This is a genomic window from Micromonospora sp. WMMD1219, assembly GCF_049315215.1.
GTDB classification, from domain to species: domain Bacteria; phylum Actinomycetota; class Actinomycetes; order Mycobacteriales; family Micromonosporaceae; genus Micromonospora; species Micromonospora tulbaghiae.
In genome coordinates, this window is sequence record NZ_CP186057.1 from 111,849 (window position 1) to 126,372 (window position 14,524).

General features: G+C 73.6%; 13 protein-coding genes. 7 read left to right on the forward strand and 6 right to left on the reverse strand.

Annotated elements, in window-relative coordinates:
* Positions 1 to 18 precede the first annotated feature (18 nt).
* Positions 19 to 3,546: a LamG domain-containing protein gene (locus tag ACN27C_RS00510; RefSeq protein ID WP_147457910.1), complete on the reverse strand. Its 3,528-nt coding sequence runs from the start codon at positions 3,544 to 3,546 to the stop codon at positions 19 to 21.
* A 489-nt stretch (positions 3,547 to 4,035) separates the two neighbouring features.
* On the opposite strand from ACN27C_RS00510, the gene ACN27C_RS00515 reads away from it, so the two are divergent.
* From ACN27C_RS00515 to ACN27C_RS00525, 3 genes are read left to right on the forward strand one after another with little or no spacing between them, the layout of a single operon-like run.
* Positions 4,036 to 4,395, forward strand: a complete 360-nt coding sequence (locus tag ACN27C_RS00515) for a YraN family protein (RefSeq protein ID WP_120573924.1) — start codon at positions 4,036 to 4,038, stop codon at positions 4,393 to 4,395.
* 1 nt (position 4,396) lies between these two features.
* Positions 4,397 to 5,917, forward strand: coding sequence for a YifB family Mg chelatase-like AAA ATPase (locus ACN27C_RS00520; protein WP_422750181.1), 1,521 nt, complete (start codon positions 4,397 to 4,399; stop codon positions 5,915 to 5,917).
* Positions 5,914 to 7,095, forward strand: coding sequence for a DNA-processing protein DprA (locus ACN27C_RS00525; RefSeq protein ID WP_422750183.1), 1,182 nt, complete (start codon positions 5,914 to 5,916; stop codon positions 7,093 to 7,095). Before ACN27C_RS00520 ends, ACN27C_RS00525 begins: the two co-directional genes overlap by 4 nt.
* 5 nt (positions 7,096 to 7,100) lie before the next feature.
* Here the strand turns inward: ACN27C_RS00525 and ACN27C_RS00530 are convergent, their stop codons facing one another.
* Entirely contained in the window at positions 7,101 to 7,442 is a 342-nt protein-coding gene (locus ACN27C_RS00530; protein WP_121685494.1) for a hypothetical protein, read from the reverse strand.
* Positions 7,443 to 7,891: 449 nt separating this feature from the next.
* On the opposite strand from ACN27C_RS00530, the gene ACN27C_RS00535 reads away from it, so the two are divergent.
* Both ACN27C_RS00535 and ACN27C_RS00540 read left to right on the forward strand, forming a co-directional pair.
* On the forward strand, positions 7,892 to 8,881 hold the full coding sequence (locus tag ACN27C_RS00535; RefSeq protein WP_422751703.1) for a tyrosine-type recombinase/integrase: 990 nt from the start codon (positions 7,892 to 7,894) through the stop codon (positions 8,879 to 8,881).
* 86 nt (positions 8,882 to 8,967) lie between these two features.
* On the forward strand, positions 8,968 to 10,149 hold the full coding sequence (locus tag ACN27C_RS00540; RefSeq protein WP_121685492.1) for an aminotransferase class V-fold PLP-dependent enzyme: 1,182 nt from the start codon (positions 8,968 to 8,970) through the stop codon (positions 10,147 to 10,149).
* 31 nt (positions 10,150 to 10,180) lie between these two features.
* On the opposite strand, the gene ACN27C_RS00545 is transcribed toward ACN27C_RS00540, so the two are convergent.
* Positions 10,181 to 10,828 carry a murein hydrolase activator EnvC family protein gene (locus ACN27C_RS00545; RefSeq protein ID WP_422751704.1) on the reverse strand — a complete coding sequence of 216 codons (648 nt, stop codon included), beginning with the start codon at positions 10,826 to 10,828 and terminating at the stop codon, positions 10,181 to 10,183.
* Between the two features lie 228 nt (positions 10,829 to 11,056).
* Between ACN27C_RS00545 and ACN27C_RS00550 the strand changes: the two genes are divergently transcribed.
* Both ACN27C_RS00550 and ACN27C_RS00555 read left to right on the forward strand, forming a co-directional pair.
* A complete protein-coding gene (locus tag ACN27C_RS00550) occupies positions 11,057 to 11,716 on the forward strand; it encodes a methyltransferase domain-containing protein (RefSeq protein ID WP_422750185.1) in 660 nt (219 codons plus the stop codon).
* Positions 11,713 to 12,819: a sulfite oxidase gene (locus ACN27C_RS00555; RefSeq protein ID WP_422750187.1), complete on the forward strand. Its 1,107-nt coding sequence runs from the start codon at positions 11,713 to 11,715 to the stop codon at positions 12,817 to 12,819. Before ACN27C_RS00550 ends, ACN27C_RS00555 begins: the two co-directional genes overlap by 4 nt.
* Before the next feature lie 24 nt (positions 12,820 to 12,843).
* Here ACN27C_RS00555 and ACN27C_RS00560 read toward each other — a convergent pair whose 3' ends face one another.
* From ACN27C_RS00560 to ACN27C_RS00570, 3 genes are read right to left on the reverse strand one after another with little or no spacing between them, the layout of a single operon-like run.
* Positions 12,844 to 13,167, reverse strand: a complete 324-nt coding sequence (locus ACN27C_RS00560) for a DUF2469 domain-containing protein (RefSeq protein ID WP_011905215.1) — start codon at positions 13,165 to 13,167, stop codon at positions 12,844 to 12,846.
* On the reverse strand, positions 13,164 to 14,039 hold the full coding sequence (locus tag ACN27C_RS00565; RefSeq protein ID WP_030269954.1) for a ribonuclease HII: 876 nt from the start codon (positions 14,037 to 14,039) through the stop codon (positions 13,164 to 13,166). Before ACN27C_RS00565 ends, ACN27C_RS00560 begins: the two co-directional genes overlap by 4 nt.
* The gene (locus tag ACN27C_RS00570) at positions 14,033 to 14,500 is read right to left on the reverse strand and encodes an NUDIX hydrolase (RefSeq protein ID WP_422750190.1); all 468 of its coding nucleotides are present in this window, start codon (positions 14,498 to 14,500) and stop codon (positions 14,033 to 14,035) included. The genes ACN27C_RS00565 and ACN27C_RS00570 overlap by 7 nt, the downstream gene beginning before the upstream one ends.
* Positions 14,501 to 14,524: the final 24 nt, after the last annotated feature.

Sequence of the window (14,524 nt, forward strand, 5' to 3'; positions counted from 1 at the left end):
AGGACGGGTAGACGCGGGTCAGTCGGTTGCGGCGAACGCCGCCTGGACCTCTGCGGCGCTCAGCGCGCCCTGCCACACCTGGACACGGTCGATGTCACCGTTGAAGTAGTCGGTGGGCGCGCCCCACTTGCCTCGGCCGACCGCCAGCCCGCCTGTTCCGTGCCACGGGTTGAAGGTGGGGGTGAGCTGACTCAACAGATTGCCGTCCACGTAGAGGCTCATCGTCCGGCTCGTGGCATCCTGCACGGCCGTGAGGTGCGTCCACTGGTTGACCAGGCAGGTGCCGCCGGTCACGTAGAACCCGGGCGCGGCGGTCGAGTCGCCGGAGCGGAGCATGATCGACCACTTCGACCCGTTCGCGTCGGTACGACAGCTCAGGAACGAACTGGAGATGTTCACGCCGTCCTGGGCGATCACCGTGCGGGCGCCCGCGCCACCTGCGAACCGCACCCACGCCGAGACGGTGTACGACTGGTCGGTGCGCAGCACCGGACCGCTGGTCTGTGCGGCACCCGAGATTCCGTCGAAGCGCAGGGCAGTCGATCCGTTGAAGCCCTCCGTGGTCCAGTTCGCGGCCGGTGCCGGACCGAGAGTCAGTGGCGTCCGGTAGTCGGAGGAGTCGCCCGATTCCCTCGGCTCGTCCTGGTCGTCACTGTCCATGTCCCACTGGCCGACCCGGACGGGCGCCACGATCTCGGACAGGTCCGTCTCCGGGTCGATGACCCGGTCCCAGACCCGGGCCTCGCTGATGGCACCGTTGATCCAACCGGTCGGTGCCCCGTTGCGCGCGGCACCGATCATCAGCGGCCCGGACGCGGACCACACGGAGGCGTTGGTTATGCCCACGCCCTTGCGGACCCCGTTCACGTACAACGAGAGCTGGTTGGTCGAGCCGGCATCGTAGACACCGGCGAGGTGTACCCACACGCCCGGTTGCACCGGCCCGGTACCGCACGCGGGTGACGGGGTCGCCAGAGCGTTCACCGTGTCCGATGCGTAGCTGACCCAGCACCATCGCTGCTTCGCCGGATGGTACTGGAGTTCGAACGGGCTCTTGTTCGTGCCGACCTGCGCCATGACCACCCCACCAGCCACATCGGCGCGGACCCAGGCCGCAAAGGAGAAGCTGCGGGTGGTGTCGATGACCGGGCCTGTGGTCGCGGCCTGATCGTCGCCGTCGAACTTGACCGCCCAGTCCTTGCCGCTTCGCCGGCTCGTCCCCAGCACACGCGAGTCCGCCCAGGCCGGGGACGGGCTCATGGTCGCCACCGGAGCGCCCTCGACCTTGTTGTTCAGGATCAGACCGGTTCCCTCATCCATCGCCCAGTGCGCGACCGGACCGGACGGGTCGCCTGCCAGGAAGGCGTAGTCGTAGGGGGCGGACGAGTTCCCGGCCTGGTCGCGGCTGCGGACGGTCAGCACGTTCTCATGCCGCAGGGTGGGCGTCGCCACGGTGGTGGCGGTGCCGCCGAGACTGCTGGCACGGACGACCATCTCTGGACCACCGTTCATCTGGTAGACGTAGTCGTATACGTCTGCGGCACCGTTGGCCGAGAAGGTGAAGCGCCCGGTGTAACCGACCGATCCCCGCAGGTCCTGGTTCGTGCCCCGGGGCGGCGACTCCAGGTAGAGGCCGTCGGCGGCGACAACTCCGGGGGTCGCCTCGGGTGCTGAGTAGTCGACGGAGAACTCGCACCAAGGGGACGCCGTGGAGGAACCGCCGAGCGTGTCCTTGGTCTGCACCTGCCACCGGTAGATCTCGCCGTTGACCGTCTTCGCGGACAGCTGCAACTCGGCCTTGGCTCCGGGCGCGACCCCGGAGTCGGTCTTGGGCCAGCCGGACACGTTCGTCCAGGTGCCACCCACCAGCTTCTGGAGGGTGAAGACGCCGGAGAGGCTGCCACCACCGCTGCCGTCCGGGTCACTGACCGTCGCCTTCAGCCACGGGAAGTCCGAGCGCACTGCCGGCCGTGACGTACCGGTCACACACGCCTGCGGCGGGGCGGTGTAGCCGGCGTGGGTCGACAGTTGTGCAGCCGTCGGGGTGTTGGGGTTGGTGTTGTACTCCACCGTCAGCTTGGTCTGCACAGGGTCGAACTTCTTCCACCAGTTGCTCGTCGACTCCGATGTGCCGTCGGACTCGCGGGTCGACAGCGCCAGCGTGTAGATCTCCTGGCCCCGGTTGGCACTGATGTCCGCGGTGACGTTCGGGCTGGCGAACTCCATCGGCTGATCCGGCTGGGGGTCGTCGGAGCAGCCCTCACCGGTGGATGGCTTGTGCGCGTGCCCGGACCGCTTCTCCAACCAAGTGGAGAAGCTCGGCCCGGACCAGGTCTGCTTGCCTGTGGTCGCCATGTCGGCCGTCCGCCAGAGGTTCACTGGGGTGTTGCCGCAGTCCCACGAGTGCGTCATCTCCGTCAGGAACTTGGCGCTGCGGATGGTCTTGCCGGACAGCGACGTGAGCTTGAACGAGAAGTACGACCGGTAGGTGCCGGACCCCTCGGGGTCCCGGCCGACGCGGGCCACACCATCGTTGCGGGTCGCGTTGTTGGTGCTCGAGTAACCCCACCGGGTCTTCTCGATCGTGCTCCACGGATCGATGACCACTGGGAAGACCGTGGTCTTGCCGCGCAGCAGCGCCTGGTCCGGCACGATGACCAGGTCGTCGCCCTGCACCCGGGTCGGAATCTCCGCCTTGCGCGCGTGGTCCGGCGCGACCCGCAACGACTCGCGCCGGTCCCAGGCGGCGAAGTCGGCTGCCGCCCGGCTCGTCCCCGCAGGAGCCTTCGGCGCCACCCCGGCCGAATCCCACATCAGCGCACCGCCCGCGGACAGCATCGGGCTACCGGTCGGGTCGACCACCTCGAATCCGCCGCCGGCCTTGGACCGCTTGGTCAGCGACCCCGTCGTCCGCAGCGAGAAGCGCAACTCGTTCAACATCGGGTTCGCCGCGGCCTGCGCGGACTTCACCACGAGCGCCCAGGTGAACCCGTCGCGCAAGGCCCGCAGCCGCAGGTCCACGTCCGGCAGCACCGAGGCGTAGACGGCGGTGTCGCCGTCGAGCGAGGGGGCCGGGAGCTCCCCCGGCCAGGACAGCGACACCTGCCCATCGGCCACCGGCAGCCGAATCGCCGGTGCGCTTCCGCCCTGGCTGAACGACACGTCGGCCAGCGTCGCCACGGGCCCCAGCGAACCGTCGGCTCGCCGTTCGAGCCGGGTATCGATCCGTTGCCACGAGTTGTTATTACGAGTCTTCGTCCACTGCGGCTCCACGTATGACTCCAGCACCAGGTTGCCCTGGGGCGTGGCGAGCACACGTGAGTTCTCGCTCTTGAGGCTGGTGACCTCGACCTGCATCTTGAGCTTCCTGGCCTGCGCCAGCGCGTCGACCTCGCCCAGCACGGGTACGTCCGGGGACGCCGGCGGTTCGGCCACCGCTGGCGACGGCAGCAGGGTCGGGCTGCCGACCGCGATCAGGGCTAGCGTGACGACTGCGGCGGCGAAACCGCGACGACGCCACGCGAAAATCGATCCAGGTGCTCTCACCTAGACACTCCTCATTGCGTTTGGCACGTCATAGGGCCGTGCGGGGCACGGGACTCAAGGCGTGGAAATCAAGAACCTGTAACGGACGGCGGTCGCTCCGGCGCCCGACGTCGGCATGTGTCAGCGCGAGCGGCTCTCAGCGGGCGAGTTGATCGACGACTGGTCGGCGAGAGTGGCTCAGCGCGACGGTCGTTCTACAGATCAAGCTCAAGTTCATGACAGCCCCCGTTCATTGCTCCTCAGCGATGCGACAGTAAAGATCAGCTACACGCCCTGTAAAGAGACGTCACAACTGGTTAGCGCAAACCGCCCACATGCTCCCGAGGCCGTCACCGCCGTCACCGTCCGCCACTGGCGTCTCGCATGTGCGGCTGGCAGCCTTACCACGTCGATCCGGTGATCGTGGCTCCGTCCACAACCGTCAGCTTGTCCACAGGGCAGCCGCATCCGTCCCGCCGCCCCGGGCCGCCCCGGCGCATCCTGGCCGGCATGACGAACCGGAACCGAGCCGTCGGGGCGTACGGCGAGCGGTGCGCGCTACGGCACCTGATCGAGACGGGCCTGCGCCCGGTCGCCCGCAACTGGCGCTGTCCCGAGGGCGAGATCGACATCATCGCCTGGGAGGGCCCGGTCCTCGCCATCTGCGAGGTCAAGACCCGCCGTGGCGAGCAGTTCGGCTCCCCCGCCGAGGCCGTCGTGCACGCCAAGGCCCGCCGGCTGCGCGGCCTGGCCGCCCGCTGGCTCGCCGAGACCGGGACCACCGCCGACGAGGTCCGCTTCGACGTGCTCTCCGTCCGGCTCCCGCTCACCGGCCCCGCCCGCGTCGAGCACCTCCGCGGCGCGTTCTGACATGGGGTACGCGAAAGTGCTGAGCGTCGGCCTGGCCGGAGTCGCCGGGCACCTCGTCGAGGTCGAGGCCGACCTGGCGCCCGGACTGCCCGCCGTGATCATCTCCGGCCTGCCGGACACCGCGCTGCACGAGGCGCGCGACCGGGTCCGCGCCGCGATCGTCAACTCCGGCCAGAAGTGGCCCAACCGCCGCATCACCCTCAACCTGCTTCCCGCCACCCTGCCCAAGTACGGCTCGGCGTTCGACCTCGCCATCGCGCTCGCCGTCCTGGCCGGCTCGGGCGAGCTGCCACCGGTCGCCCTGGACGCCACTGTCGTGCTCGGCGAGCTCGGCCTCGACGGCGCGGTACGCCCCGTCCGCGGCACGCTGCCCATGGTCGCCGCCGCCGCCCGCGCCGGGCACACCCGCGTCGTCGTGCCCGCCGGCAACGCCGCCGAGGCGGCAGTCATCCCGGGCGTACGGGTGCACGCGGTCGACACCCTGCACCGGCTCGTCGCCCACGTCCGCGACGGCAGTCCCCTGCTCGCCCCACACGCCCACGTGCCGCCCGGCGGCACGGCCGGGCCCGACCTGGTCGACGTGGCCGGGCAACCGCTCGGGCGGCGCGCCCTGGAGATCGCCGCCGCCGGGGGCCACCACCTCGCGCTGCTCGGCCCACCCGGCGCCGGCAAGACCATGCTCGCCGAGCGGCTGCCCTCGATCCTGCCGGAGCTGGACGACGAGGCAGCCCTGGAGGTGACCGCGCTGCACTCGATCGCCGGCCTGCTGCCGCCCGGCGGTGGGCTGCTGCGCCGTCCCCCGTTCCAGGCGCCGCACCACACCGCCACGGTGCCCGCGCTCGTCGGAGGCGGTTCCGGGCTGGCCCGGCCCGGCGCGGTGTCGCTCGCCCACCGCGGGGTCCTGTTCCTGGACGAGGCGCCCGAGTTCGGCAAGAGCGCGCTGGAGGCGTTGCGGCAGCCGCTGGAGAGCGGCCGGGTGCGGGTGGCGCGTACCCGCGGCGCCACTGAGTACCCGGCCCGCACCCAACTGGTGCTGGCGGCCAATCCCTGCCCGTGCGCGAAGCCCTCCGGTGACGTCGACTGCGAGTGCCCGCCGCTGGCCCGGCGACGCTACCTGGGACGGTTGTCGGGTCCGCTGCTCGACCGGGTGGACGTGCAGGTCAAGCTGCAGGCGGTACGCGCGGCGGAGCTGCTGAGCACCGACGCCGCGCAGGAGTCCTCGGCCACCGTCGCCGCCCGGGTGGTCGCCGCGCGGCACGCCGCCGCCGATCGCTGGGCGGCCACCGGGCACCGGGTGAACGCCGACGTCCCCGGCCCGGACCTGCGCCGGCCGCCGTGGCACCTGCCCGCCCGGGTCACCAGGGATCTGCGCCACCGGCTCGACACCGGTTCGTTGTCCGCGCGCGGCTACGACCGCGTACTCCGTCTCGCCTGGACCATCGCCGACCTGGACGGGCGGGACCGGCCCGGCCACGACGACGTGGCGGAGGCCATCCAGCTCAGGACCGGGGAGGTCGCGTGAGCGCCGACGACCGCCGGCTGGCGCGGGTGGCGCTCACCTGGCTCGCCGAGCCCGGCGCCCGGTCGGTGTACGCCCTGGTCGAGCGGATCGGGCCGGTCGCCACGCTCGACCTGCTGCTGTCCGGCGAGGCACCGGAACGGGCACTCCGGTCGGCCGTCGCGGCGCGCGGCGCCTCCGGTGACGCCCGGGCGGTCGCCGCGGAGGCGCTGGCCCGCGGCGAACGGCTCGGCGCCCGGCTGGTCACCCCCGAGGACGACGAATGGCCCGCTCAGGTCGGCGACCTGCGCCGGCTGGCGCTGTCCGGGGCCACCCGGCGGGTCGACGTGGAGACCGATCCGCCGCTCTGCTTCTGGGTACGCGGGGCGTGGCCGCTCGGTGAGGCGCTGGCGCGCTCGGTGGCGGTGGTCGGTGCCCGGGCGGCCACCCCCTACGGCGCGCACATCGCCACCGAGCTGGGCTACGGCCTGGCCGACCGGGAGTGGACGGTGGTCTCCGGTGGGGCGTTCGGCATCGACGCCGCCGCGCATCGGGGCGCGTTGACGGCGGGCGGGCGCACCGTCGCCGTGCTCGCCTGCGGGGTGGACCGCCCGTACCCGATGGGCAACGCCGCGCTGTTCGACCGGATCGCCGAGACCGGCCTGCTGGTGAGTGAGTGGATTCCGGGCGCGGAGCCGCTGCGGCCACGGTTCCTCATCCGCAACCGCGTGATCGCGGCGGCGACGAGCGGCACGGTGCTGGTCGAGGCCGCCGCCCGCAGCGGCGCCACCCAGACGCTCAACCGGGCGCTCGGCCTGCGCCGGCCGGCGATGGTGGTGCCCGGACCGGTGACCTCAGCGATGTCCGTCGGCGGGCACGAGGTGCTGCGGGAACGGCCGGAGGCCCGGCTGGTCACGAACGTCGCGCACGTGCTGGAGGAGGTGGGGCGCATCGGGTACGACCTGGCCCCGCCCGCCCGGGCGCCCGAGCGCGCACGGGACCGGCTCGACGAGGAGGCCACCCAGGTGCTGGAGGCGTTGCCGCGCCGCCGGGCGCTCGACCTGGAGAGCGTCGCGGCACGCGCGGGCGTGGATCTGCGTACCGCCATGCGCAAGCTGTCCATGCTGGAGGAACTGGGGATGGTGGTGCGCCGCGACGGCGGCTACGCGCTCGCGCCCTCGTCACCGGCGGCCCGGACGTGAGCGCGTCAGTCGCCCTCAAACCGGATCTCGGCGTCGCGGCGCTCCGCGCACCGGCGGACGAGCCGGGCCAGCCGGTGGACGTGGTCGACCTCGGCCGGCGCTCCGGCCACCTCGGCCAGGCACCGCAGCTCGGCGAGCAGCTGCGACATCCGCTCGGCGCCCACTGTCAGCTCGCCGAGCGGGTCGACACGGTCCAGCAGCGGGGTCCGGCCGCCGCCGCGGACACGCTTGAGCAGGTCGAGCAGCACGTCCTGCGGGTCCGCGACGACCTCGATCGAGACGTACACGGGCCGGCGGCGACTGTCACCCGCCGACACCTGCCGGTAGAGGACGGCGTCCACTCCCACTCTCGGCCCTCCTCGTAGCGGCGTCACCGTCACGGGGACGCGTTCGCCTGATCGCGGCCGGATCGACCCTCCGCCGGGGCCGGCTCGGCCACGCTGCCCGCCGGTCGCCGCACCGGAAGCGTGCCGCAGCATGAGTTTCCCCTGTCCAGACCCGCTTCTGCCACCCCCGTTCCACGCGTCGGCACTGATCCGGCGCCGGAAGGGCGCGTCCGACGTGGCGGACGGCACACGCCGGCCGACCGACCGACGCCGGACGGCGGAGTGACGGCCGGGCCGGCTCGGTGAACGGCGGGGACGGCGGCACGGCGGACGAGGGCACTTCCGCCTTACGCTGGGACGGTGATCGTCGTCCGCCTCCGCCGCCGCGACCGCGTACGCCCGGACCGGGTGCCGCGGTGAGTCAGCGGCGGCGCGGCACGCGGGACGCACACGAGGAGCTGCCCGCGTCGATGCGCGAGGCGGTGGACGACTTCGCCGACCACCTGTCGCGGGTCCGCAACCGCTCCGTCCACACCGTCCGGGCGTACGTCACGGATCTCGTGTCGCTCCTGGACCACGCCGTCCGGATGGGCTGCGCCGAACTGCCGGAGCTGGACCTCGCCGTGGTTCGTAGCTGGCTGGCGAAGCAGCGGACCATGGGCGCGGCCCGGACGACGATGGCACGGCGCGCCGCCGCGGCCCGGACGTTCAGCGCCTGGGCGCACCGGACCGGCCTGCTCGCCGACGACGTGGCCGCACCGCTGGCCAGCCCTCGGGCCCGGCGGGAACTACCCACCGTGCTGCGCGCCGACCAGGCCGCCGCCCTGGTGGAGGCGCCGTCGCAGCAGCGTCCGGGCCCGCCCGGGGCCGACCGCTCGGCGGCCCACCCCGACGGCGCCGGGCTCGGACGCGACGACGGAACGACCGCCGAGGCCGCAGGCGACGGACCGCCCGACGCGGTGCTGCTGCGCGACCGGCTGCTGCTGGAACTGCTCTACGGCACCGGGGTACGCATCAGCGAGGCGTGCGGCCTGGACGTCACCGACGTCGACCAGGCCCGCCGGGTGGTACGCGTGCTGGGCAAGGGCGGGCGGGAGCGGTCGGTGCCCTACGGAGTGCCGGCCCAGCGGGCGCTGGACGCCTGGCTGCGCGACGGGCGGCCCGCCCTGCTGGCCCCGGGCTCGGGCCGGGCGCTGCTGCTCGGGGCGCGGGGCGGACGGCTCAACCCGACCACCGCGCGGCGGATCGTGGCCGCGTGGGCCGGGGCCGCCGGGGTGCCGCGGGTCACGCCGCACGGGCTGCGCCACTCGGCCGCCACGCACCTGCTCGAAGGCGGCGCGGACCTGCGCGCCGTACAGGAGTTGCTGGGGCACTCGTCGCTCGCCAGCACGCAGATCTACACGCACGTCTCGGTGGAGCGGCTCCGCGCCGCGTACCGGCAGGCCCACCCCCGCGCCTGACCGCCACGGGCGCGCAGGCCGTCGGTGGAACGGTCTGCGGGCGGAATCCGCCCAGCGCATGATCCATCTCGGGCTAGGATCGACGGATGACGGTGCCGCAGCCACCCGAGCCGATTCCCGGGGCTCGGCTGCTCTTCTCCCTCGATCCCTCCGTCAGCCATCTCAACCACGGCTCGTTCGGCGCCGTACCGATCGCCGTGCAACGCGCCCAGCAGCGCCTGCGCGACGAGATGGAGGCCAATCCGCTGCGGTTCTTCACGCAGGGCCTGGTCGACCGGATCGCCCACGCCCGGCGGCACCTGGCCGCGTTCCTCGGCGCCGATCCGGACGGGACCACGCTCGTCGGCAACGCCACCACGGGCGCGGCCGTCGTGTTGCAGTCGCTGGCGCTGCGCCCCGGCGACGAGATCGTGACCACCGACCACGGGTACGGGGCGGTGGCGCTGTCGGTCACCCGCGAGTGCGGCCGCACCGGGGCGGTGTCCCGCACCCTGCCGGTGCCGCTGACGGCCACCGACGAGGAGGTGGTCGAGATCGTCCGCAACGGGCTGCGCCCCGGGCGTACCAAGCTGCTGATCGTCGACCAGCTCACCTCGCCGACCGCCCGGCTGTTCCCCACCGCGGCGATCGTCGCGGTGGCCCGGGAGCAGGGCGTGCCGGTGCTGGTGGACGCCGCCCACGCGCCGGGCATGCTGCCGGCCACAGTCGCGTCCGTCGGCGCCGACTTCTGGGTCGGCAACCTGCACAAGTGGGCGTACGCGCCGCGCGGCACCGCCGTGCTCGTGGTGACGCCGCAGTGGCGGGAGAAGATCCAGCCGCTCGTCGTCTCGTGGGAGCAGGACAGCGGGTTCCCGGTCCGGGTGGAGTGGCAGGCGACGCTCGACTACACCGGCTGGCTGGCCGCCCCGGTGGGTCTGTTCACGTTGCGCAGCCTCGGCGTGGACCGGGTACGCGCGCACAACGCGGCGCTGGCCGCGTACGGGCAACGGGTCGTGGGGGACGCGCTCGGTGTGGCGCCGGAGCGGCTGCCGGAGCCCGGCGGACCGGCGGTCGCCATGCGGCTCGTGCCGCTGCCGCCCGGTGTCGCGACGACGCTGGACGCGGCCCGGGAGCTCCGGGCCCGGATCGCCGACCGGCTCTCCGCCGAGGTGTCGGTCGCCGGCTGGAACGGGCGCGGCTACCTGCGGCTGTGCGGCCAGGTCTACAACACCCCCGACGAGTACGACCGGCTGGCCGTCCGGCTGCCCACGCTGCTCGCCCAGGGCTGAGCCGCGCGCCGCCGACCGGCGCCGCCGCCGATCAGCCGGCGACAACCGCGGGACCGTCGGAGACGGGGTGCAGCGGCAGCAACCGCACGCGGCCGAGCCCGAGCAGGGCCAGCGGATCGAGGTATTCGGTCTCGCGCCGCAGGCCCCAGTGCAGGCAGGCCGCCTCGGTGCAGCCGGGATGCCCGGCGAGCAGGTCGCCGACCGGCGTGCCGGCGTCCACGGGGGTACCGGCGGTGAGCCGGGAGCGGACCGGCTCGTATGTGGTGCGCAGCCCGTCGACATGGCCGACGGTGAGCACCGGCCGGCCGGCGACCGACCCGGCGAACAGGACGGTCCCGGCACCGGCCGCCAGCACGGGCGCACCGGGTGCGGCGGCGAGGTCGACGCCCCGGTGCCCGGACAGCCAGGGCTGCGGCGGCGGGTCGAACCGCCGCACCACCCGGGGAGCGCCCGGCAGCGGCCACCGGAACCGCCCACCGGGCGCAGCCCGGATTCCCGCCCCCGAGACACCCGCCATCGGATCACCGGCTGCCGAGGCACCCGCCGCCGCACCGGCGAACGGCCCGGCGAACGGCCCGGCCACGGACGAATGGGCGCCCGCCGCGGACCCGGCGAACGGCCCGGCCACGAACGAATGGGCACCGGTCCAGGGCGACGGCGGCCCGGCCGAGGACGACAGCGCCGCCCGGGACGGCGCGGAGGCGCCCGGCAGGCAGGCGACGAGGACCAACACCGGCAGCACGGCCCGGCCGACGTGAGAGATGGAGGAACGCACGCCGGACACCCTGCCCACCACGGGCACCGTCCCGCGAGCCCCGCACGACCGCCCTGTGGACGACGCACCGGCTGTGGACGAGCGCCGGAAGCGGGGCCGATCTGCTACGGCCCGGACGCCTATGCTGGCCGGGTGACGAAGGACTGGTACGCCTGGCACAGCGACTACGACCAGCCCGAGTCCGCACTGGCCCGGCGACTCGCCGAGGTGCGGCAGCGTGTGGCCGACGCGCTGGACGTGGCGCCGCCCGGCCCGCTGCGCGCGTTGAGCCTCTGCGCGGGTCAGGGCCGCGACCTGATCCCGGTGCTGGCCGCCCACCCCCGGGGCGGCGACGTGACCGCCCGCCTGGTCGAACTGGAGCCGCGCAACGCCGACCTGGCCCGCCGGGCGGCCGCCGACGCGGGGCTCACCGGCGTGGAGGTGGTGACCGGGGACGCCTCGCTGACCGACCGCTACGCCGACCTGGCCCCGGCGGATCTGGTGCTGGCCTGCGGCATCTTCGGCAACATCACCGACGACGACATCCGGGCCACTGTGCGGCACTGCGCCTCGCTCTGCGCCACCGGCGGCACGGTGCTGTGGACGCGGCACCGGCGCGAGCCGGACCTGGTGCCGGTCATCTGCGAGTGGTTCGCCGAGGAGGGCTTCGAGCCGGTGGCGGTGAGCAGCCCGGCGGACGGTGTGGGCGTCGGCGCGCACCGCTTCACCGGCACGCCCCGCCCGCTGGCGCCGGGCGCGCGGATGTTCACGTTCGTGGGCTACGACGTGCTGGAGCGGACGGAGCAGTCATGACCACTGTGGACGACGTCAGCCGGCCCTCCCGGGTGGCCGGGCCGGACGAGGCGATCAGTGCCGAGGAGCTTCAGCTCGCCGCGCGTAACCACGGCATCCCGCTGGAGGCGCTGCGGTACGACGTGACCCCGGCGGGCCTGCACTACCTGCTCATCCACTACGACATCCCGGACGTCGACCCGGCCGCGTACGCGCTGAGCGTGTCCGGAGCGGTCGAGCGTCCACTTCGCTTGGATCTGGCGGCGCTGCGCGACCGGCCCCGGGTGACCCACCGGGTCACGCTGGAGTGCGCCGGCAACGGCCGGGCGCTGCTGCATCCCCGGCCGGTCAGCCAGCCGTGGCTGGTGGAGGCGGTGGGCAACGCCGAGTGGACCGGTACGCCGCTGGCGCCACTGCTGCGCGAGGCCGGCCTGTCCGGCGACGCGGTGGACGTGGTGTTCACCGGCGCGGACCACGGGGTGGAGCGCGGTGTCGAGCAGGACTACCAGCGGGCGCTGCCGGTGGCCGACGCGCTGCGCGAGGAGGTGCTGCTGGCGTACGAGATGAACGGCGCTCCCCTGCTACCGCAGCACGGCGCGCCGCTGCGCCTGATCGTGCCCGGCTGGTACGGCATGGCGCACGTGAAGTGGCTGCGCGACATCACCGTGACGACCGGGCCGTTCGACGGCTACCAGAACGCGGTGGCCTACCGGTTGCGACGCGACGCCGACGACCCGGGCGTGCCGGTGGCCCGGATCGAGCCGCGTGCGCTGGTGCGTCCGCCCGGGTTCCCGGACTTCATGTCCCGCACCCGGGTGCTGCGGCCGGGACCGTGCACTCTGGACGGCCGGGCCTGGTCCGGTCACGCGCCGGTGACCTCGGTCGAGGTGACTGTCGACGGCGGCGAGACGTGGACACCAACGGTCCTGGACGAGCTGGCCGGTGGCGAGTGGGCGTGGTGCCGGTGGTCGGTGAGCTGGACGGCGACGCCAGGGCGGTACGTGCTCGGCGCCCGGGCGACCGACGCGTCGGGGCGTACCCAGCCGGTCGAGCAGCCGTGGAACCGGGGTGGGTTCGCGAACAACCTGGTGCAGCGGGTCGAGGTGGTCGTGCCGGCGGAGTGATCCCGGGCGGTCAGCCGCCTGCGGTCAGCTCCCGAATCCGGAATCTGCGGGAAGCGAGATGTCGGGCTTTTCGAGCTCTTCCACATTGACGTCCTTGAACGTCATTACTCGAACATTCTTGACGAAACGGGCAGGGCGGTACATGTCCCACACCCAGGCGTCGTGCATCTCGACCTCGAAGTAGACCTCGCCGTCGGAGTTGCGCACGTGCAGGTCGACCTGGTTGGCCAGGTAGAAACGGCGCTCGGTCTCCACCACGTAGGAGAACTGGCGGACGATGTCCCGGTACTCCCGGTAGAGCTGCAGCTCCATCTCGGTCTCGTACTTCTCGAGATCTTCCGCGCTCATCGCACTCCGCCTTCCATGACCACATCTTCCCCCACCGACGCCGGAGGTCGCGGCTGCTCGCCCAACGCCACGCCGACGGTACCCCCTGACGCGCCGCAGTGCCCCATCGGCTCGTCCGGGCGGCCGGCGAACGCTCCGGGCCCGAGACCCGGCAGCCCGGCCGCGGGCTCGGGCCGAGCCGCGTCGGCGCCCACCGGTCGGCGGGCGCGGGGAGGCCGGCCGTCCCGTCCGGAGACGGCGGCCACGTTCACGTACGAGAAGCGGTGTTCCCGGCAGGGCCCCAGCGCGCGCAGGGCGGCGCTGTGCTCGGCGGTGATGTAGCCCTTGTGCTCGGCGAAGCCGTAGCCGGGGAACCGCCCGTCCAGTTCCACCATGATCCGGTCCCGGGTGACCTTGGCCAGTACGCTCGCCGCCGCCACGCACGCGGCCACCCGGTCGCCCTTCCAGACCGCCAGGCCCGGCACGTCCAGCCCGTCGACGCCGAAGCCGTCGGTCAGCACGTACTCCGGGCGGGTGGTGAGCGAGGCGAGCGCCCGGCGCATCGCGGCGAGGTTGCACACGTGCAGCCCGCGGGCGTCGACCTCCTCGGCCGGGATGACCACCACCGCGTACGCCAGGGCCCGTGCCACCACCTCGTCGTAGACGCGCTCGCGGGCGGCGGGGGTGAGCAGCTTCGAGTCGGCCAGCTCGTCGATCTCGCCGCGCCGGCCCTCGGGCAGGATCGCGGCGGCGGCCACGAGCGGCCCGGCGCAGGCGCCTCGACCCGCCTCGTCGGCGCCCGCCACGTGCCGGAAGCCGCGCCGTTGCAGGGCCCGCTCCAGCGCGTAGAGGCCGCCGTCGCGGCGCACCACGGTGCGCGGCGGGGTCAGCATGCGCCACCTCCCGCCAGCACGGCGCCGAGCCGGCCGGGCAGGTCCGGCGGGTAGTAGCGCTCGGCGGAGGCGGCCAGCTCGGCGACCGGCCACCAGCGGTGCCCGTGCACGCTCGCCCGTTCGACGTCGTTGAAGCCGGCCGTGTCGACCTCCCAGCCGGTCACCCGGACCAGGTAGAACTGCTGCTCCTGGCGGTACCAGACGCCGTCGAACGGGAACTCGACGGTCTCCGCCCAGACCGGCGCTCCCAGCTCGGCCGGGGCCAGCCGCAGGCCGGTCTCCTCGGCCAGTTCGCGGGCGGCGCCGTCGGCCGGGGACTCCCCCGGGTCCAGCCCGCCGCCGGGGGTGAACCAGTAGCGGTGACCCGGCCGGCCCGGATCACTGCCCTGGAAGAGCAGCACCCGGTCGGACGCGTCGACCAGCAGCACCCGGGCCGCGCGACGAGGGGTGTAGACGGTCACCGCACCAGCCTGCCAGACGCCTGC